The sequence below is a fragment of the Cupriavidus sp. UBA2010 genome, assembly GCF_002335265.1.
In the GTDB taxonomy this organism is placed as follows: domain Bacteria; phylum Pseudomonadota; class Gammaproteobacteria; order Burkholderiales; family Burkholderiaceae; genus Cupriavidus; species Cupriavidus metallidurans.
This window is the reverse complement of the sequence record NZ_DDCI01000017.1, coordinates 241,958-262,471: the sequence shown is the minus strand read 5'-3', so window position 1 is coordinate 262,471 and position 20,514 is coordinate 241,958. Positions and strand designations below refer to the sequence as shown.

At 60.2% G+C, this 20,514-nt stretch carries 14 protein-coding genes and 2 pseudogenes; 10 read left to right on the top strand and 6 right to left on the bottom strand.

Features of this window, described 5'->3' with window-relative positions; all coding sequences use genetic code 11:
- The 4 genes from B2246_RS13810 to B2246_RS13795 form a co-directional block, all read left to right on the top strand.
- On the top strand, window positions 1–2,030 hold a 2,030-nt coding region (locus tag B2246_RS13810; protein WP_286964047.1), incomplete at its 5' end, for a YadA family autotransporter adhesin.
- A gap of 100 nt (window positions 2,031–2,130) precedes the next feature.
- Window positions 2,131–2,457 carry a hypothetical protein gene (locus tag B2246_RS13805; protein ID WP_186424707.1) on the top strand — a complete coding sequence of 109 codons (327 nt, stop codon included), beginning with the start codon at window positions 2,131–2,133 and terminating at the stop codon, window positions 2,455–2,457.
- Between the two features lie 238 nt (window positions 2,458–2,695).
- Window positions 2,696–6,301, top strand: a complete 3,606-nt coding sequence (locus B2246_RS13800) for an ATP-binding protein (RefSeq protein WP_286882373.1) — start codon at window positions 2,696–2,698, stop codon at window positions 6,299–6,301.
- Entirely contained in the window at window positions 6,267–8,207 is a 1,941-nt protein-coding gene (locus tag B2246_RS13795; protein WP_286882374.1) for a tetratricopeptide repeat protein, read from the top strand. The genes B2246_RS13800 and B2246_RS13795 overlap by 35 nt, the downstream gene beginning before the upstream one ends.
- 32 nt (window positions 8,208–8,239) lie before the next feature.
- Here the strand turns inward: B2246_RS13795 and B2246_RS13790 are convergent, their stop codons facing one another.
- Together B2246_RS13790 and B2246_RS13785 are read right to left on the bottom strand one after the other, a co-directional pair.
- Window positions 8,240–8,914 (bottom strand): Hpt domain-containing protein, encoded by a 675-nt coding sequence (locus tag B2246_RS13790; RefSeq protein ID WP_035882848.1) that lies wholly within the window; start codon window positions 8,912–8,914, stop codon window positions 8,240–8,242.
- Window positions 8,915–8,928: 14 nt separating this feature from the next.
- Complete coding sequence (locus B2246_RS13785) at window positions 8,929–9,561, bottom strand: response regulator transcription factor (RefSeq protein WP_186424703.1); 633 nt, start codon at window positions 9,559–9,561, stop codon at window positions 8,929–8,931.
- 742 nt (window positions 9,562–10,303) lie between these two features.
- Between B2246_RS13785 and B2246_RS13780 the strand changes: the two genes are divergently transcribed.
- Window positions 10,304–11,089, top strand: a complete 786-nt coding sequence (locus B2246_RS13780; protein ID WP_080709731.1) for a hypothetical protein — start codon at window positions 10,304–10,306, stop codon at window positions 11,087–11,089.
- A gap of 289 nt (window positions 11,090–11,378) precedes the next feature.
- Window positions 11,379–11,545 (top strand): annotated as a pseudogene (locus B2246_RS13775) (IS6 family transposase); the annotation flags it as partial.
- Window positions 11,546–11,757: 212 nt separating this feature from the next.
- On the opposite strand, the gene B2246_RS13770 reads toward B2246_RS13775, so the two are convergent.
- Window positions 11,758–12,276, bottom strand: a complete 519-nt coding sequence (locus B2246_RS13770; RefSeq protein WP_234707001.1) for a hypothetical protein — start codon at window positions 12,274–12,276, stop codon at window positions 11,758–11,760.
- Window positions 12,277–12,370: 94 nt separating this feature from the next.
- Between B2246_RS13770 and B2246_RS13765 the strand changes: the two genes are divergently transcribed.
- On the top strand, window positions 12,371–12,754 hold the full coding sequence (locus tag B2246_RS13765) for a hypothetical protein (protein WP_286882375.1): 384 nt from the start codon (window positions 12,371–12,373) through the stop codon (window positions 12,752–12,754).
- A 179-nt stretch (window positions 12,755–12,933) separates the two neighbouring features.
- Here B2246_RS13765 and mprA read toward each other — a convergent pair whose 3' ends face one another.
- Together mprA and B2246_RS13755 are read right to left on the bottom strand one after the other, a co-directional pair.
- The gene (gene mprA / locus B2246_RS13760) at window positions 12,934–15,012 is read right to left on the bottom strand and encodes an MprA protease, GlyGly-CTERM protein-sorting domain-containing form (RefSeq protein WP_186424701.1); all 2,079 of its coding nucleotides are present in this window, start codon (window positions 15,010–15,012) and stop codon (window positions 12,934–12,936) included.
- A 203-nt stretch (window positions 15,013–15,215) separates the two neighbouring features.
- Window positions 15,216–16,304, bottom strand: coding sequence for a porin (locus tag B2246_RS13755; RefSeq protein WP_186424700.1), 1,089 nt, complete (start codon window positions 16,302–16,304; stop codon window positions 15,216–15,218).
- 580 nt (window positions 16,305–16,884) lie between these two features.
- On the opposite strand from B2246_RS13755, the gene B2246_RS13750 reads away from it, so the two are divergent.
- The 3 genes from B2246_RS13750 to B2246_RS13740 all read left to right on the top strand — a co-directional run bounded on the left by B2246_RS13750 (window position 16,885) and on the right by B2246_RS13740 (window position 20,257).
- Entirely contained in the window at window positions 16,885–17,298 is a 414-nt protein-coding gene (locus B2246_RS13750; RefSeq protein ID WP_349676973.1) for a helix-turn-helix transcriptional regulator, read from the top strand.
- Window positions 17,299–17,359: 61 nt separating this feature from the next.
- On the top strand, window positions 17,360–17,725 hold the full coding sequence (locus tag B2246_RS13745) for a hypothetical protein (protein ID WP_186424698.1): 366 nt from the start codon (window positions 17,360–17,362) through the stop codon (window positions 17,723–17,725).
- A 186-nt stretch (window positions 17,726–17,911) separates the two neighbouring features.
- On the top strand, window positions 17,912–20,257 hold the full coding sequence (locus tag B2246_RS13740; protein WP_286882377.1) for an ATP-binding protein: 2,346 nt from the start codon (window positions 17,912–17,914) through the stop codon (window positions 20,255–20,257).
- A gap of 122 nt (window positions 20,258–20,379) precedes the next feature.
- On the opposite strand, the pseudogene B2246_RS13735 reads toward B2246_RS13740, so the two are convergent.
- Window positions 20,380–20,505 (bottom strand): annotated as a pseudogene (locus B2246_RS13735) (IS66 family transposase); the annotation flags it as partial.
- Between the last annotated feature and the right edge of the window lie 9 nt (window positions 20,506–20,514).

Below are 20,514 nucleotides of genomic sequence, written 5' to 3'. Positions count from 1 at the left end.
CGGATACCGATGCAGTGAACGTGAGCCAGCTGAAGTCGGCGACGGCAGCGTCGGTGGCGGATGCGGTGATGTATGACAACAGCACCCACAACTCGGTGACGCTGGGTGGTGACACATACAACACCACGACCAAGCAGGGCGGCACTGTGATCCACAACGTGGCAGCCGGCACCAGCGGCGGCGACGCGGTGAACGTCGATCAGCTGAATGCCTCGAAGACGCACTACTACAGCGTGAACGACGGTGGTGTGCAAGGTGCCAACTACGCCAACGACGGCGCAACGGGCCTGAACTCGTTGGCCGCAGGCATCGGCGCATCCGCGTCGGTTGCCGGTGGCGTGGCGCTGGGCTCTGGCTCGGTGGCAAGCACGGCGGCAGGTGTGGCCGGGTTCGTGCCGCAAAGCGCAAGCACGGCGCAGGGCGCGGCCATCGCGGCGACGACCAGCACGCTGGGCGCGGTGTCGGTGGGTGATGCGACCAACGGCCAATTCCGCCAGATCACGGGTGTGGCAGCCGGTACGGCCGACAGCGACGCGGTGAACGTGGCGCAGCTCAAGGGCGTGGACCAGAAGGTCGACACCCTGGACAACAACGCCGTGAAGTACGACGACAGCACCCACAACAGCGTGACGATGGGTGGTGACACGTACAACACCACGACGAAGCAGGGTGGTACGGTGATCCACAACGTGGCAGCCGGCACCAGCGGCGGCGACGCGGTGAACGTGGACCAGTTGAACACCACGGTGGATGCATCGAAGACGCACTACTACAGCGTGAACGACGGTGGTGTGCAAGGTGCCAACTACGCCAACGACGGCGCAACGGGACTGAACTCGCTTGCCGCGGGCATCGGCGCATCCGCGTCGGTTGCCGGTGGCGTGGCGCTGGGCTCTGGCTCGCTGGCAAGCACCGCAGGCGGTATCGCGGGCTGGGTGCCAGTCGGTGCGGATACCACGCTGGCTAACGCGGTGATGAACACGATGGGTACGACGGGCGTCTTCTCGGTTGGTAACCCGGCAGCCGGCGTCTATCGCCAGATCACGGGTGTCGCAGCCGGTACCACGGCCAGCGACGCGGTGAACGTGGCGCAGTTGCAGGCAGCCATCAGCTCGGTCAATACGTCGACAACGCCGACGACCGATGACCGTGCCGTGAAGTACGACGGTGCATCCGGTTCGCCGAAGGATCACGTGACACTGGAAGGCACCACGTCGACCGACGGCGGCCAGACCGGCGGCACCACGATCAGCAACGTGCACCAGGGTGATGTGTCGGCCAACAGCACCGATGCGGTCAATGGCGCACAGTTGTACCAGACCAATACCCGTGTCACGAACCTGGAGGATACGGTCAACAACTGGGGCGACACGATCAACAAGACGGAGGCCAACACGCGCTACTTCCAGGCCGATGGCACCAACACGGATGCTGACAAGGCGTACGTGAAGGCAGGCACGAAGGGTGTGGCATCGGGCGCCAACGCCAGCGTCACCGGCAACAACGGGGTGGCGATGGGTAACACGGCGTCGGCATCGGGCAACAACTCGACGGCCATCGGTGCGAACTCGACGGCAACCCACGACAACAGCGTGGCGCTGGGCGCGGGCTCGACCACTGATCGTGCCAACTCGGTGTCCGTGGGCTCCGCTGGCAACGAGCGTCAGATCACGAACGTGGCAGCGGGTACCGCCGGCACCGATGCGGTCAACGTGAACCAGTTGAATACCGGTGTTTCCCAGGCCAACCAGTACACCGACATGCGCGTCAACAACGTCGAGAACTCGATGAATGTCATGTCCCGCAAGGCGTACGCAGGTGTCGCAGCGGCAACCGCGTTGACCATGATCCCGGACGTGGACAAGGACAAGACGCTTGCACTTGGTGTTGGTGGCGGATCGTACCAGGGGCAGCATGCCGTGGCGATCGGCGCAACGGCCCGCGTCACCGAGAACGTCAAGGTGCGCGCTGGCGTGGGCATGAGCGCGGGTGGCACCACGGTGGGTGTCGGCGGCTCGATGCAGTGGTAATCACCACCGCCCTTTACACGTAGGAAATGAGATCTCCCGCTTCCAGCCCAGTGGCGCCAAGCCAGACTGGAGCGGGACCCAGTACTCAAGGAGTTGAATCATGAAACACTTTCACATCATCACATTGAAGGCCGCAGTCCTCGGCGCATTGATCGCATCGCTGGGCGCCTGCGCCACGCAGAGCGGCCCGACGTACACCCTGAATGCAGCGCAACGGTCGGACATCACCGGCCAGGCCTATGAGGTGAGTTGCACCGGGCTGCTCGAAAGCTCGAAGACCTGCATGAAGGTAGCAAACGAGGTCTGCAAGGACGCACCGGTAGTGCCGGTTGGCTCGGTTGACGGGTACCGGTCTGGATCGCCAACCAACGACCCTCGCAAGCTGACGTTCACGTGTGGCAAGCCAGCCGCTTCCAAAGCGCAGTAGCCGGATTTCCAAAGTCCTCACACAAGTCCCCCAGATGTATCGAGGCATGGAGGCATAGAGTCATCGCCCGGAGCGCATTGCGACGCAATCCGACGCTGGTCTCCGGGAACCGATGATTCGAATTTCGCTGCCAGCGCGCCTGATCCTCGTCACTGCGCGCTGCAAGCCTGCTCCCAGGGCCTGAAGGCCACATCCACACTCGCACAGGTTTGTCTCCGACAGCCATGACGCGGCAGCGTTGGGGGAGACGCTGTGCGTCATTTTTGTGCATTCAGAAATTTCCGCATTGATTTGCGGATATGTCTGTCACCGGCGTAGCAATGGCGTTCCTAGACTTCGGTCGTCAGCATCTCAATACATTGGGACCACATGCCGACTGACGCCAGGCGTACCCAGTCGCCAATCCCAGAAGCCTCAAGCATGCCTGGCGTTGTTATCGAGAAGCATCATGTCAAACCCGATTTCCCCTTCACCGGCTGTACGCCAGGCCGTCTCTGTGAAGACGGCGTACCCCCTTTGGAAAAACATAGGGCGGGCAATCGGCACGATGCTCGCACTCGTCTTTCTGGCGCTTGGCACTGCGCATCCCGCGCAGGCGGAACTCCGGCGTGATCTGGCCATGCCGTCTCACCCGTTGACATTAAAGACAAGCATCAGGGTCAATGGCGCGTCTTCACCCGTTCCGGGGTCATTGACACTCCAGAAGCCGAAAGACCCGGTGCTGCTGCGCATCGGCGTGATGGCAAACGGACTACCACCGTTCGATCTCGTTGGCATTGATGGCAACTACGAGGGCATCTCCGCCGACTATCTCGCGATGATCGCCAGCACACTGCACGCCAAGGTCGAAGTCCGCGCATACGCCACCCGAGACGCCGCGCTCTACGACCTTTCCCACGATGCCATTGACGTGGTCGCAACCGATCCGGGGCAGACGAGACCGGCACAAGGCGCTATCGGATTCATGCCGAACCAGATCATCGAGATCGCAACCCGCAGCACGGCGCACAAGCTGGTTGGGAACCAGACGCTTGGATATGTGAATGGCCAGCTGGATCCTCAGGCTATCCTGGCAGCCTACCCTGGGCGCAAACTGCAATCCTATGCCACCCTGCTGGACGCACTGACGCAACTGTCGCTGGGCGCGGACGTCGTGCTGTTGTCAAACGCGACGGCTGCCAGCTATATCACCGCGCAGTATGGAATTCCCAACCTGGTCGCGGTGAATGTCTCGCGACTCTCCGTCGGTGACCTGTCGTTCCTCGTCCGGGACCCAGCGCTGCGCGCGCGGTTCGACGCGGCAATCAGCGCGATCCCAAAGCCCACGCGTCTGGCGATCTCCACCCACTGGGTGCCCACGACATTGATGCCGCATTTCGACAAGGCCCTGAACCTCACGGCGGAAGAAAGCGCGTGGATCGCCGCGCACCCCGTGGTTCGATACCGTGCTACCAATGACCGGGTCCCTTTCGTGTTTTCTGACGAGCATGGCGAATCGGTGGGACTCAGCGTGCAGGTACTCGACCAGATCGAAGAGCGCACGGGGCTTCGATTCGAGCCTGTCCGCGCCGATGGCAACAACCGCCCCGACCACCCAGGCGCTCCCACGATTCAGCCAATCGTGCCGGTCGATGGTCCCTCCGTGCGTGCCGACGGCCTGACCATCACAGAGCCCTACTTCCAGGGGTACTGGGCCATCGTGGCGCACGTTCGGCAACGCGGGATCAACAACATCCTGGATCTTGCCGGCAAGCGCGTTGCCGTCGTGTTGCCGAACCCTATCATTGACCGGCTTCGCGCAACCGTGCCGCTCCAGGTTGTCAAGGCCGCGTCCTATCGTGACGCCTACCGTATGGTTGCCACCGGCATCGCCGACGCCACGCTGGGCAACATGCTGACCGCCAACTACCTGATACGCGAGTCATATCCCGAAGTGCTTCGGATTGTCGCGCCCATCAGTGGCACGCCACTCAATGTTGGTATTGGCGTTCCCGCAGACGAGCCGATGTTGCTGGCCATTCTGAACAAGGCGTTGCTCAGCCTGTCGCGGGAGGACATCAACGCCTTGCGTCTGCGCTGGTCCGAGCCCCAAAGCATTGCAAGTAGCACGGAGACTTTGCCCTCCTGGGCGTGGTTCAGCTTGGCCGCCGGCCTGGTGTTGCTGGCGATCTCGCTGCTGTGGTCGCAATCACTGCGACAGCAAATCCAGCGCCGCCGCCGCATGGAAACCGTCCTCCATGAGCAACTTGCCTTTCAGACTTCCATCCTCGATGCCATTCCGCAACCGATCTATCTGCGCGATGCCGACCTCAGGCTCATGACCTGCAATGCAGCGTTCGAGCGTGCCCTCGGCTGTGGCCGCAAGCAGATGCGTGGGCGCACGATTGATCAAATGCCGCTAAAGCTTGGCGACATCCCTTTGAGCCTGCAGACCTATCGCAAGGTTCTGGCGACTGGCGAGGCGGCCACGCTCGACCGAACCCTCATGATCGAGGGCAAAGAACGCATCGTGCTGAACTGGGTGGAACCGCTTCGAAATGCCACGGGCGGCGTGGTGGGCATCATTGGCGGATGGATCGACATGACCGAACGCCAGCAGATGGTCACCGAACTGGCTTCCGCCAAGGACCGCGCCGAGGCCGCCAATCGTGCAAAGAGCGCGTTCCTGGCGTCCATCAGTCACGAGATCCGCACACCGATGAACGCCATCCTGGGTATGCTGGAACTCACGCTTCAGGACAAGCGCCTGCCTGACGACGACCGCCTTCAGGTGGAAACCGCGCAGGAGTCCGCAAAATCGCTGATCGGGCTGATCAATGACATCCTCGACGCGTCGAAGATGGAAGCCGGCAAGTTCGTGCTGACACCTCAGCCGGCGCCACTGCGCCAGCTCGTCGGCGACGTCACGAGCCTCTTCGGACTGGCAGCGGCGCGCAAGGGCGTCCAACTTGAAGCCATCGTCGATGATGCCGTGGCCCCTTGCCACATGGTTGACCCGCTTCGTTTCAAGCAAGTCCTCAATAATCTCGTGTCGAACGCGGTGCGTTTCACCGATCGTGGCTCGGTGGTGATCCGACTCGGTGCCACCAATCTCACGCCAGATCGTCAAAGCCTGACGTTCTCGGTCAGCGATACCGGCACCGGGATTCCCGAAGGTGGATTGAAGAAACTATTCCAGCCATTCACGCAGATTGGCGACACCAAGCGTTCCGCTGGAGGCACGGGATTGGGCCTGTCCATTTGCCAACGGCTGGTGACCAAGATGCACGGCACAATCGGCATCACTAGCGAGGTGGGCAAAGGCACGACGGTCACCGCGACGATCGAGTTACCGATCGTCGCCGAAATCGCGCCGGTCCCGCAATCGGACCAGAGAATTCAGCCCTCCACAAAACCCGGCAATACACTGCATGTCCTCATCGTCGATGATCATGCGCCAAACCGCATCCTGCTGCAGCGGCAGCTGGAGAAACTCGGCCACTGCGCGGTCACCGCGAGTGACGGATGCGAGGCGCTTGAGAAGCTAGCGGACGCTAGCTTCGATCTGATCATCTGCGACTACTCCATGCCCAACATGGATGGCCCCACGCTGACACGAACGATCCGCTCGAGTGATCTGCCGTATCGCACGCTGCCAATCCTGGGCTATACGGCCAGCGCACAACCGGAGATCCGCGCGCACGCAATCGAATGTGGGATGGATGCCGTGATGATCAAACCTGTCGACATGGCCACGCTGGAAACAACGCTGGCGACAACCGTCAGCCGTCGCGCGCACCCGGGGCTGCCCGGGTTGTCAGGGCTTGCGCTTGCGCCTTGCGGCAAAACGGCACTCGCGGCATGATTCCAATCACCATTCGCGCGCCCTGTCCATCGGAAATGACACCCAGCTTGCTGACCATCATCGAACGAATCACCTCTTAGCCATGACATCGACTGCACCGGAAGCTCCCCGCCCCGGGCACGACGCCCTGGGACAGGTTCACACATGGATTCGCGAAGGGGCGCTGCTGCAGGCCGCGCATTTGATACGAGACTGGCTGAAGAGAACGCCGGAGTCCCTGGATGCGATCGTTGCGCAGGCCGCGCTGGACGTTGAACTCGGCGACACGGCGAGCGCAAAGACTGCACTTGAACAGGTACTTGCCACGGTCCCGAATCATTCGCGGGCACTGGCGGGCGTGGCTCATCTGGCCCTGTGCGCCGGAGATGCGAAGTCGGCCGTAGACTGGTTTCAGCAAACGGGCCCGGAAGCACTTGATGAAGCTGAATTGTCCGATTGGTGCGAAGCACTTGCGGCGACGGGCGACCTGACGCGCGGTGCGGACATTGCCAGGCATCTTTGTGAACGCGCACCTGAAGCAGCGACGTCCTGGTTTCAACTCGGCCTCACCCTGCATCACAGCGGCTTCCACGAGCAGGCACTGGACGCATATGCCAAAGCACATGCGCTAGATCCTGACCTCGACAATCTCTGCAACAACATCGGCGCCGCATATCTGCAATCCGGCCGGACCGAAGAAGCCATGGCACAGATCGGTCGGGCCATCGAGCTGAAGCCTTCCAATCCCCTAGCGTGGATCAACCTGTCGGATGCCTTGCTGAAACTGCGCCGCCCGGATGACGCCGCGTTGGCGGCCCGGCGCGCCTGCGCCCTGGCCCCAACGATGCCGCTCGCCTTGCAAGCGCAGTCAAATGCGCTCAAGGAGCTTGGCCAATGGGCAGATGCGCTGGCCCTGATGGAGAAGGCAGCGATGCAGGCGCCAGTTTCGGGGGGCATCATCTGGAATCTCGCCATGCTGCAAATGCTGCACGGCGACTATCGCAATGGCCTGATCAACTTCGAACACCGCTGGGCTTCGCCAGAACTGGAGGGATCATTCCCCGATCTGAAGGCACCGATCTGGTGCGGCGAACCCCTCGCTGGCAAGACGCTGTTTCTGTGGGGCGAACAGGGTTTCGGTGACGCAATGCAGTTTGTCCGCTTCGTGCCCAGGATTGCGGCGCTCGTCAGACAGCAAGGTGGACAGTTGCACTACTGCTGCTTCTCGAAGCTTCATACCTTGTTCTCGCGCAGTCTTGCGGACGTGATCCCGGAGGTCATCCCGCATGACACTCCCAGTCTGCCCCGCTTCGACTATCACCTGCCGCTTTGTAGCGCGCCTCTAAGACTTGGCACCGAGCTGGATACGTTGCCCGCCGATGTGCCATATCTGCGGGCGGATGCTGCCGCCGCAAGCGCGTGGGCGCAACGCCTGTCGGCGTCTGGCAAGCTCAACGTCGGCGTGGTCTGGAGCGGCAGCCGTGGCCACCAGCGCAATCCGCTTCGCGCGGTGCCCATCGCCGAACTGGCCGAGGCGTTCCGCGACCTTCCTGGCATCGAATTTCACAGCCTGCAGATCGATGGAGCGGCGGAACTGGCAAGCGTCCCCGATTTCGATATCCGTGATCACACCGCGGAACTGCGAAGCTACGACGACACCGCCGCACTGATTTCCAGTCTTGATCTCGTGATAACAGTGTGCACGTCCGTCGCGCACCTGGCAGGCGCCCTCGGCAGACCGACTTGGGTGATGCTCGATGTGAACGCTTCCTGGCAATGGCTGCTGGGTCGGTCGGACAGCCCGTGGTATCCAACCACAAGACTCTATCGGCAGGAGACGTATCGCGACTGGCAACCCGTCCTGGAACGGGTGCGTGCCGATCTGCTAGCGCTGGCGGGCGGCACTCCACCGGCGGGCGCCAACTGAGTTCGCGTGTCAGCGTGGCCGCGCGGTACGGCTCAGTCCGGTACGGTGGCCAGCGCCGCGAGAAGGCGTTGAATCGCCTGTGTCAGCAATGGCACCAGAGCGGTGACCGTATCACCGTCTTGCCGGATCGAAGCGGATTCAATGGCCTGGCAGACCGCCACCGTAGCGTGGCAATCCAGCATCCGGGCAGTTCCCTTGATCCTGTGCGCCATGGCCCGCGCCTGATCCCAATCGCGAGCATCGCAAGCGGCCAAAAGTGCCGCGAGGTCCTCGGTATTGGTAAGGACAAGGCTTTGCACCAGCTCCGTACGAATATCGGCGTCGCCCCCGGTCAGGGCATCGAGTGCTGGCCACAGGCGTGCGGCGTCGGCCGCCGAGAATGGCACGAAGCCAAGGCCAGCGAACGTTTCCGCAATCGTCACCGTGTCTGCGCGGAGGGGAAGCACCGCATCGATCGACTGGGGCAACTCCGCCGGAATACTGCCGGCATCACACATCAGCAGTCGCAAGCACGGAGGTGAATGATTGGACAGCGAAGCCTGCGATGCCGCTGATAGTGGCCACCGAACGACGACGACGTCCGCGGCATCGGTGGATGCCACGGCGCTTGCCGCTTCTGTGAATAGCCCCAGTGACGTCAGACTTGCAGCGAGTTCTTCGCGCTCCGCGCCACTCCATTCCTCACCTGAGATGATCACCCGTGACATAGCGACACCTCATCTCAAGGTGCAATATTGCAGCGCCGCGCAAAATCGATCAGTTCCAGCAACGTCGTGACGTGTAACTTTTCCATGATGCGCGTCTTGTGGCTACTCACGGTCTTGTTACTGATGAAGAGCGAGTCTCCAATCGCCTTGTTGGACATTCCCTTGCTCAGCATCTGCATGATCTGAATCTCCTTGTCAGTCAGTTGCTGCAGCAGTTCGCTATCTTCGCGGGCCTTGCCGGGCACGGCACCGGATTCAACCACCTCGGCGGGAAAGAGCGTATAGCCCGCAAGGACAGATTCCACACAGCGCATGATGTCCGTCATGTCCTGCATCTTGCTGACGAAGCCCTTTGCGCCCACCTGCATGGCGCGAGGCGCAAAGGTCATCGGATCCTGCCCCGAAATCACGAGCACCCGGATATTGGGCTGGATGGCCTTCAGGCGAGGAATCACCTCAAGCCCGTTGATCTTCGGAATATCGAGATCGAGGATAACCAGATCGGGCCTGCACTGCCGCACAACGTCGATCGCCGCCTGGCCGTTGTCGGCTTCCAGCACGGATGAAACGCCGAGCACTTGCGATAGCTGCGTCTTGATAACGAGTCGGACTGCCGGGTGATCGTCGACAATGAGGACGGTAATCATCTTTGACTTCTCCATACCTGTAAGGTGGTTCGATGACTGATAGAACCACGGGAAAATTCGTAGCTTCCCTATGGATTATTGTCATTGCCATACGCTATGGCCGCATCGAGAAGATTCCGCATTTGCACTAGGATAACTCCGAGTTTTCGATTCATGTGCATTGCTGCATCGCAGCATTCCGTGGCCACGCGCCTCGAAAGGCGGAATGATGGCCGGCGCGGGCGGGGGGCTGGACTTAATCGTACGACACCAATAGAAAGATGCAGGCAACAAGAACGACGAGGCTGATTGCGGCGATGAAACAGGAAGCGATGAAAACCATGGCGACATGCAGTGATATGGCGCCATGATTCAATAAACACCAATTCTCTGTCGAGACGGTATGGCTCGCTGAACGATCCGATCGTTCTTGAAATCCTGCTCGAATTCTCCGCATCGAGATTTCGTCCCTTCGCAAGATAGGTACCCTCCACAACCCGTGTCGTAACGCCATGACATGTGCTGGAGCGATCATATCCATCAGGCCCCAGATCAACCGCAGCTTACTCGCGACAATGGCACGCCCGCCGCTTGCGCCGAGCAGTTTTCATTTAGGAATATTCCGCTCTTATTTTCCGATGTTTCCCTGCCCAGTCGATCATGGCGAGCGTCGATACTTGCCCTGCACTCACATGTCCGGCGACACGTGCGTGATCTGGCATTTGCATTTTGAATCAACGGGCAACAAAGGGGGGAAAGACGCATGGCCACTGGAATCAAGCAGCTTCATTCCACTCCAGGCAACCCAGCGACGCCCAGCCCAGGCACAGGCACCCAAGGCACAGCGCGAATGATCCGCCCGAGCAACGTGAACTACGATCTCGAGGAGCTTTCCGCCGCGCTGCACTATAACGACGAATGGCTTGGGCGTGCGAAGGTGGCGATCGAGGTTCTGGACCGATCAAATGCCCATACCGCCTATGCGAGAGTGATCTTTTTCGACAAGGAACGCGCCGCGCTTTGCTTCCACCTTGCGGCAGACATTTTCCGGTGCGCGCAATTGACGCGCGTCGTACACCGCGCACTAGGCACTAGCTTCGAGCGGGTCGTGCCGCCGTCGTTGCTGATCGATGTGGGCCCAACTGCCCATCCCGACGCTGCGCTTGCCGGGTCGCCAACAGTGCTGGCCGATCTGACCGCTTCCGTGTCAATGCTCGCCAACGCCACAACCGAAGCGAGTTGGCGACAGGCAGCGGTTTGTGCCTATGTAGTGGCGTTCCGGCTCGCCCGTAAACTCATTACCGCTATCTGCCCGCCAACGCCCAATGTATTGGACAGTCCACTGGACACCGCGATCTGGCAGCTACGGATGCACCGGTCGCCGGAAGCCCGGGCACTAGCCGAAGCGCTGGCTTCCATGCAGGTCACCTACAGCACGGCGGCCTTTGACTTCGACGCCCCGTTTCCGCAAGACCAAGCCTTGCTCCAGAGCGAAGCCATGAAAGCGTTTCAGGCAGATCTTGCCGCATTCCAGGCGACCGCTGTCTGACGCGCCCCCCGGTGTGTTCCTTGTCTGGCAGGCTCCGGACCGGTTCTAGAGCCACGCTATGCCCTCCGGCGACACGATCACGTTGACGAGAAGGCGTAGGACACCAGGATAAAAACGATATCGCTCTACCGCAACCACCGATTCCCCGCAGTCATCATCGCCTGGCCTTGCGGCGGCATTTCCGTCCCCAGTTGGGCCAGTTCGGCATCGATAAGTGCGCTTCGAGCGCGGTGTGCCCGTCAGCTATCAGACCATCCGGCGCAGGTGCGAACGCATGCGGCGCACCTAAGGCATTCGCGATCCGAGGCGCACTCAGACCTTCCTCTCGTGCTTCGAGCGATCCGCCAGCACTTCGCGCTGAAACGGTACCTGTTGCGCGCATCCCTCTACTGCAAACACCTCGCCGCTCGCTTCTCGGCTTGGTGCGAATTCACCGACGTCACCCAAAGTCCGACCACGCATGAGGCGGCAACTTATATCCCCCTCCTTCATCGGCCATGCCTTGCCAACACGACAGAATTATTGACTCACATCAAGTAAATGTAGAGGTGCGCCGGAACCTACTATTGACTGCATTTCTCGCCGCCACAACGATAACGTTATGAGTGGCTTACTGCACGGTGTGTCTCAGGCCTAGGAGAAATCATAACCCTACCTCGCATCGGTGCCTAAAAGACTTCCAGACATGCAGAACGTTGCTCGTGCGAGTGATTAAACAGGAAGAATGGCGACTGCCATTTTGAGGAGAGAGAGAAGATGCAAAAGAAAGCGGCACTCATTTCAGCAATTGCCTCAGCACTTCTAACCGGCTGCGGTGGTGGAGGCGATTCCGATACTGCGCAGCAGGCATCGAACACACCCGCTCCGGCGCCAGCATCGTCGCCAACTCCAAGCCCGACGCCCGCATCATCTCCAAGCCCATCCCCAGACCCTGCATCGTCTCCAAGTCCAACCCCTGTGGGCGAAGCGTTGCCAAACTTGGCCGATCCGCAACTGGGATCCACGGCCGCAACAGGAACCGGTCCCGTTGGCGTATGGAGCGCCAATTCGGGTCTTGGCCGCGCGCTTGCCTTTATCGATCCTTCGTTGAACATATATTCGCTGAACTCGTCCGCATCATTTGTGACATCAGAACTGATCGGTTCCATTTCAACATTAGGCGCTTCGTGGTCGATGGTGTCGGGCAAGCAGTTCTCTCTGGTGTCTGCGTACCCGGTGAATTCTGGAAGCGGGACATATGTACAAGGGCAAACGTTCTCGGGCACATATCTGGCGAACGGAATGACCCAGAGCATTCTCTGGGGCTACGACGTAGCGAACGCATTGAGTGTGACCCAAAACAGCGTCACAGGAACGTGGTCGCAAACGAGCGTATCGCTCACGATTGACAGCGCGGGAGCATTGACGGGAACCTTGAGTGGTTGCGATGTCAGCGGAACACTGCATTTGGCGACTCCGGGCACCAACCAGAACCTCTACAACATGTCAATCAGCGCTGCCGCAGGTACCTCATGCCCTATGCCCGCGGGCATGGTTTACTCGGGATTGGCCGCAATCGTCTTTGTCCCAGTGTCTGGCAGTAATGTTTATCAAAGAACAATCGCCTACTTGGTTCAAGGTGCCGATGGTCAACACGTCGCGTATGGGCAACCGACAAAGCAATAAGTGCGGCTAACTAAACCGTGTCATCGTCACATGGCTGATGAGCATTGCCTTGTGGAGCGTTGCCTTGTCTCATGACGCAGAAGATGATCGACAACGGCGTTGTCGCGTTGGCATAGCGAGGCCAATGCGCGCGGGAGGCGTGAGCGACCGCTTCATGCGGCAACTTACGTCTGCCTCCTTCATTGGCCTGGCCTTGCCAACGTGACAGATCCGCTCCAGCTCCTCCTTAGGCCATAGCCCAGGCCGCCAGCAAACAGCAGCAGCAATGCCAAGACTGGGGAGATCGCACCGCCGCCGCCTGACCCCCCTGTCTGAGAGGCCGTGCCACCCGCACCTCCACCCGCCGCCGGCGGAGGGCCAACAGAATCGCTCCCACCTGACGAGACGCCGCCGGTTGCACCATTGCCCGGCGACACGGATGCAGGGTCGGTCGCAGCAACAGTCACCGTATCGGTCGCCACACTACCTGCGTCATTGCGGATCGTCGCGACAAAGCTGTATGTACCGACAGTTGGCAGTACCGCCGTCGCGCTGCTGCTATCCGAAGGCACTGGTGTGATTGACACCGCCTGGCCCGCCGTTTGCGACCACTGGATAGTGGCCCCGCTCACTTTGAAGCCTGGTGCTCCCTTCGCGTAAAGGGTGAGTGTTGCTCCGGGTTGCACGGTGTCAGCACTTGCCGCGACATGCACGACTGGCTGCCCAGACAGTAGCGCAAGCGCGGAATCCGCATCGAGCATGCCTGCTCCGCACGTACCTGGACGGCTCTGGCACCAGGATCCGGCAGGAAACGGGCGTGCCGATTGCGTAAGCAATGATGCGATGTCGTCCGGCGTCAACGAAGCATTCTCCGACAGCAGCATTGCGGCAACGCCGGTCACATGAGGTGCCGCGATGCTGGTGCCGGTTTTGAGCCCATATCCCGATCCGGTTGGTGTGGTCGTGCCCAGATTCACCGTCGACAATACGCTCAACTGACTGCCCGTCATCAGCACGCCCCTCCCCCCGCCCGGCGCGCTCAGCATGGTTCCGGTACCGACGTTGGCATAGTCCGCGCTGTCGCCCTCGGGCGTGTGCGCGGTTACCCCAATGACCCCAGAGCAATTCGCGGGAGCACCCGCGCCCATGGCCGCATCATTTCCCGTTGCCGCCACGATCACCACGCCGCGCGTGCGAACATCGTTGACTGCCTGCTGCAACGCCGGACCACATGGGCTGTAACCGCCCAGGCTCAGGTTGATGACCTTCGCTGGCTCAGCATTCAGTGGGACGCCGGGGACCGCAATACCCGCTGCCCAGCGCATTGCGTCAATGAGATCCGAAGTCACGCCACCGCATCGGCCCAGCACCCGCGCATTCGAGATCCTGGCAAACGGCGTAATACCTGCGATGCCCAAGCCATTGCCGCGCGTGGCGGCGATGATGCCGCTCACATAGGTGCCATGCCAACTGCTTGGAACGGCAGGACCACAAAGATCGGGGTAGTTTGTCGCATCGTCCGCGGTCACCCAGTCTCCCGGATCGGAAGGGTCGGTATCCCGGTCGGCGATGCCATCGTTCTTCACGAAGCCTGTCGGCAGGAACTTTCCAGTCTTTGCATCGGCTGTCGTCGTCAATGTCTCAGCGATCAGAAAGTCGTAGCCCGCGGCAAGACGAGAGGCATCCAGGTCCTCGTGAGCGGTAATACCAGTGTCGACGACAGCCACGGTCACGCTGCCACCAGTCGGCATGCGCTGCCAAGCAGCCAGGACATCCGCCCCGCCGCGCGACGACGTGGCCGGTGACAGGTTCCATTGCTGCGACAGGTAGGTGTCGTTGGCTGCCACGCCAGCCACGTGAATGCGGTAGTCGACGTCGACATAGTCGAATGCGCCCGTGGCCCTGAGCCGCTGTGCCACCGCGGCGGCGTCACTTGCCGTCAGCGGCGTGCTCAGCCGAAGTATGCGAGCCCCTCCGCTCATGACCCGTTTGGACGTCAACGGTTGCAGCGCCGCTGCCGACCACTGCTGGATGCGTCGCATCTCATCGCCGCGGCCATTAATGGCCGCGGCTGATCTGATCGCGCCGGACTCCTTGACGATCAACTGCACGACCGGCGCCGATGGCACCTCGGACGGATTCCGCTTCTGCGCATGGGCAGGTGAGACGGCGCCGAACATGACGGCAACCAAAGGGAACGCCATCGCCAACGACCACCGCCTCCGCGCGATCCACACTCGCGGCGGTCCGAACTCGGATTCAGGGATTGCGGTTGGCATAGGGAAATTTCCGAATTAGGAATTTTCCGAATCCTAATGCAGACATGTCCGAATGCGTGCCGCAATATCACAATTTATTACCGTGGAGCCTCCTCACGGGCATTCATGCAAAAAGGCCACGGCATATGCCGTGGCCTTTCCGATCTGGCAGATGTGGAGTACCCGTCCGGGCACTCCACGATCTTCAGTACACGATCACGTCATCAGAACTTGTGACGGATGCCGACAACGGCGCCGAACTGGTTCTGACCATTGATCGGCTGATCGGCATTGCTCACGCCAACCGCCGACACCACACCGCGATCCTTGTCCTTCTTGTTGATGGCGTAGGCCATGTTCAAATAGAGATCGGTGCGCTTCGACAGCGCGTAGTCAGCCGAAGCAACCAGCGACCACGGATCTGCCGAAGTCTCGTGAACACCCTGGTAATAGACTGCGCCAGTCAGCGACAGCGCCGGCGTCATCTGATAGCCCAGACCCGCCCAGAACAAGTTCGAGCGGAGCTGGTTACCCGGCACAGCCAGGTTGCCAGTCAGGTTCGGAGCCGCTACGCCGGTCTCGTTCGCCCAACGCCAGCCACCATACACCTTGGCGGAACCAAACGCATACGTACCAGCAAGCGTTGCGCGCTGAATCTTCGAGCCCGAGTCACCACCGGCAAAGCCCAGACGCTGCTGGTCATACACGGCGCCAACCGACAGCGGCCCAGTGGCATAGTTCAGGCCGAACGAATACTCGGCACCCTGGTTGTTCTGACCCGGTACTTCCTGGCCGTTGAAGCGGAAGCTGTACAGGCCGGAAACCGTGAAGGCGCCGAACGTACCGACATACTTGATCGCATTGTCGGCACGGCTTGCAAACGCACCGTCTTGTCCGATGATCGAGTAACGCGTCCCGATGGCCATCGGATCATAGTTCAGACCGAAGTCATACAGCAGCGTCTGCTGACGACCCAGCGTCACCGTGCCGAAGCCATCTTTTTGCAAACCGACGAATGCCTGGCGGTTAAACATGCGGCTCGAGTCGGCGGAGCCGCCCGTGTCGATGTTGATGCCACTTTCCAGGGTGAAGATACCTTTCAGGCCACCACCCAGATCTTCCGTACCGCGCAGGCCCCAGCGGGAGCCCGAGAGGTTGCCGGACGACATGCGAACCGTGCTGTGATCGCCGCCAGCGTGGCTCAGGTACTCGACGCCGACGTCCGCCACGCCGTACATCGTCACACTGGTCTGTGCAAAGGCACCTGTAGACGCCAAGGCAGCGACCGCAACGGTGAGCATCTTGATTTTCATACTGAATTCCTTCTTCCGTGGATTAACGTCACAAGGTGAACATGCAACGGTACGGATTATCTTTGGATCACCATTGACAAGAAATAGCTAAAAGGCCGGCTCGACACTTTCTCGTCTTTCCATTGACTTCCATTTTATCCTTCTAAAACAATCATCTACGATCATCAAAAAGACAGGATGCGAGATTTCCCGTGGCCTTATAAGAAACTTCCTGTCATATTTAGGAAATTCGCGTTATGTGCACGAGACCATGGCAAACCGATAGTGTTGTGAACTGAGTACGGTTTCTGCTCAGAAATGAGATTCCTCGCGACTGTAGTTCACCCAGCTTGAACGGTTTCGCCACTCGTCGCATGATGTCTGCACGCACGCGTGCGCTCATTCACGCCTTCGATGCTTGTTGCGTTGAAATCGGAATTTTCCGACGACGAATCGGCCTTCTTCCTAGATCAGCGTTCCCTTTGGTCGTTAGACTTAATCCACGCTTAACGATCAGTTCGCTTTTGGGATAACCATCCCATCCGAAACTCCGTACGAGCTGATCAAGCTGATAGGTGCTTCGTAAAAAATGGGCTGCTCCATGGAACGCGACGCCTGCGATGATTCGAAGTCTTCGCCGCTTCCACCGCCCTCGTCGTCGATAGCAATGGATACGTCGAATCTCCTCCAGATCATTGATGATCATCGCGGTCATCCAGTCTTCGTCGTCATCCCCTACGCCAGCTATGCGGTCCAGTTGGGAGTCGACCGGAATCTTGTGCCCGACGTGGTATCCCGAAGGGTGCTCGCGAATGACATCACACCGGTCCGCGCGTGGCGCGAGCATCTAGGCCACACACAGAAGGTGGTTGCGGAACGTCTGGGAGTAAGCCAGCAAGCCTACGCCCAACTTGAGAACAGCGAAGCGTTGCGCCGGTCGTCGATCGAGAAGCTGGCGACTGCGCTCGGCATCGCCCCCGAGCAGATTGGCAGTCTGGTTCGCCTTGGCGACTGAGTTGCTCGTGTCATAACCCTTCTCAACCTCGCCGCATCACCGTGCCTCAACCGGAATTTCCATGACTTCGCGAATAGAAGCGCTCGAACATCGAATTGCCGCCCTTGAATCCGAGATTGATCGCCTGAGTCGGATGCAGAAGACCGGGCCTAACTCGGACGATCTGGAGCTCGTCATCGGTTTTGTCCAGGGCCTGAGCTGGATGCTTGAAACCCATGTTCGCGTGCAGGCTGAGTATGACCAGAATGTGATCAATGATTTCGCCGCAGTACTCCTGTATGAGTCCGAGCGATTGCACCCCCATGTTCCGCATCGCGACAGCATTGCGATGACACTGCGCTTGATGGCCCATAGCCTGACGGATTCGAGAGCGGAGTCCGGCGCGTTCCTTCGCGGCATGCCTGCGCCAGGTCAGTCACACCACTGATGCTGTGGTCCACCCGGACCCTGTCAGAAAGCAGAAGCACATGGCTTGCCGATCAACTCGCGAGCATGTTGCATATCTGTCACTTTTGTAATTCTTGATTTTCAACTAGCATCATGAAGTGCCGCCCTCCAATCGTCGGGGACGGTGGTTGTCGTATCGACACTGCCCGGGACTTCGTGACGCACCATGCTCCATCTTTCGGCGGCCTATCTCGTTATTCCGTTTGCCCTGCTGGCAGTAATGATGCTCGTGGCGGCGCACTACTGGCGCAACGCCAGACAGGCAAGAGCCGAGGTGGCAGAACTCCAGGCGGCGCAGGCCCTTTTTCAGTCGTTGCTGGACTCCTCGCCCAATCCGGTCCTGGTGGTGAGCCACGAGCACCGCATCCTCAAGGTCAGCGAACCTTACGCAATGCTGTGCGGCGTCAGTACCGACGATCTCGTCGGGAAACCATTGGTCCACAGTCACACAACAAGCCGCTTCCGTGATCTGGGTGGTCTGCTGGAACTCACCCTGCTCAGAATGGACGCCGACAATCGCTCCGATCTCATCACCCTCGGAATTCCGGAGCAATCCGTACGCACATTCAAGGTAACCGCTAAACAATGCGGCTCTGAAGATGGCGCGTTCTCGGGTATCGCGATAATACTGACGGATATCAGCGAACAGGTGGCAGCGCAGCATCGCGTCGATCAGACTTCCGCAGCCATGGCCGATATCACCGGAGCGCTGTCAGTAACATTCTTTCAATTGCGCCGCGAGTCAAACGGACATATTTGGTTTCCCTGGGTGGAGGGGCTCCAAAGTACCCTGTTCAGTTGGACTGCCGAGACACTGATGCGCGAAGGTGGCGGCGTTTTCCCCAACCTCGATGATTCTGAGAAAGAACGGATGATTGCCGAAGTGGAGCAATCCATCTCCGCCCAGAAGCCGATGGATGTCACACTGCTAGTCAAAACAGACAATCGCTGGGCGCATATCGCCACCGGCAACCCAAGAAACGGGGCCGACGGCGCAACAGTCTGGTATGGCTATGGGATGGACGTCACCGACATGCAGCGCTATAACACGCTGCTAGCGACCGCCCGCCGCGAGGCTGAAGCTGCCACTCAAGCCAAGTCCCGTTTCCTGGCCGCAATGAGTCATGAAATTCGCACGCCGCTGGCCACGGTCATTGCCTCGCTGGACCTGCTGCGCGAAAGCGAACTCTCCGCCCGCCAGCGCGAAGAACTGGATCTGGCCGATCATTCGGCCAAGCTTCTCCTTGAGATTCTCGGCGATATCCTTGATTTTTCGCGGATCGAAGCAGGAGAGATGAAGCTTGAACAGGCGCCGATTGACCTGCGACTGATCATCGAGGATGTTCTGCGCATCCAGGCGCGCCAGGTCCTGGAAAAAGGCGTGGTACTCGAGTACTACGCTGAATCTGGCGTAGCCGAAACACTCCTCGGCGATGCGGTAAGACTAAGACAGATCGTGCTCAACCTCGTCGGCAACGCGGCGAAGTTCACCCTTCAGGGCAGCATAGTCGTTCGCCTGACATTGATCGCCGATCATCCCGCGACACAGACGTTCCGCATCGAGGTCAGCGACACCGGCATCGGCATACCGGCGGAGAAGCAATCCGCGCTCTTCAAGGCTTTCGTTCAGGCTGACCTATCGACAACGCGACGTTTCGGGGGCAGCGGGCTGGGATTGTCAATCTGCTCTCGGCTGGCGCAGGCAATGGGCGGCACCATCTCTTTGTCGAGCATCCCCGGTGAAGGCAGCACGTTCCGTGTTGAGCTAACGCTGCCTGTCGTCGAACGTCGCACACAAATTGCCGAGCTTGAAGGCAAGCGCGTGGCGATCGACGTATCGCGCGCGGGCGACGCGGCGGTATTTCGCGAACATGCGGTGGCACTCGGCATGGAGCTTGCCTCCCTCGATGCTCCATCCCCCCCGGATATCGCGGTGGCCGATGATGCCGCCGCAGACAAGCTGCCTGCCGGGGTATCCGCCATACGCTACGGCAGGAATGAAGGCGGCCTTTCCGGCCCGCCAATCTGGTGGAGCGAGTTTCGCGCGGCATGCATCGCCATAGTCCAACGCGATGGGCACCCCATTCGCACTCAAGATCAGGACGCCCCGCTTTCTTCAGGTTCGCTGGCAGGACTCACAACCTTGCCGATACTGGTCGCCGAAGATCACGGGCCGTTTCAGATCGTCATCCGCAGGCAGATTGAGAAGCTTGGGCTGACCTGCGAAGTGGTGTCAGATGGAAGGGAGGCCCTGGCCGCACTTCACGAAAAGCGATACGGGATGATTCTGACCGACTGCCACATGCCCTACATGGATGGCTACGAACTCACCAGTGCAATCCGCGCATCCGAAGCGGGCCAGGCGCAGCGGCTGCCCGTCGTAGCCTTGAGCGCCGATGCCTCAGATGAACAAAGGAAGCGCGGCCGTGACGCTGGCATGGATGATTTCCTGCTCAAGCCGCTCAAGCTCCCGGAGCTACGCACTTGCATCGAGCGGTGGGTGCTTCGGTGATTCCCGTTCGGTGGCCTAAGGGATAGCCTGCCCCGGCCCCAGCGTGCGAGCGGCGCCCTCCATTGCCCGACACTCCACCATGTCGGGACGCCGCACTCGGACGCTGTCATTCGAAGATTCCGCTCTACCAGCAAGTAGAGGTTCGCACTGGCATCGGCACCAGCGACAATGGCCGCAACCAGCCGGCCTTTGCGCCCGAGGACGAGAGGGCGAACCGCGTTCTCGCACGGATTGTTCGAGATGAACCAAGGCTAGAT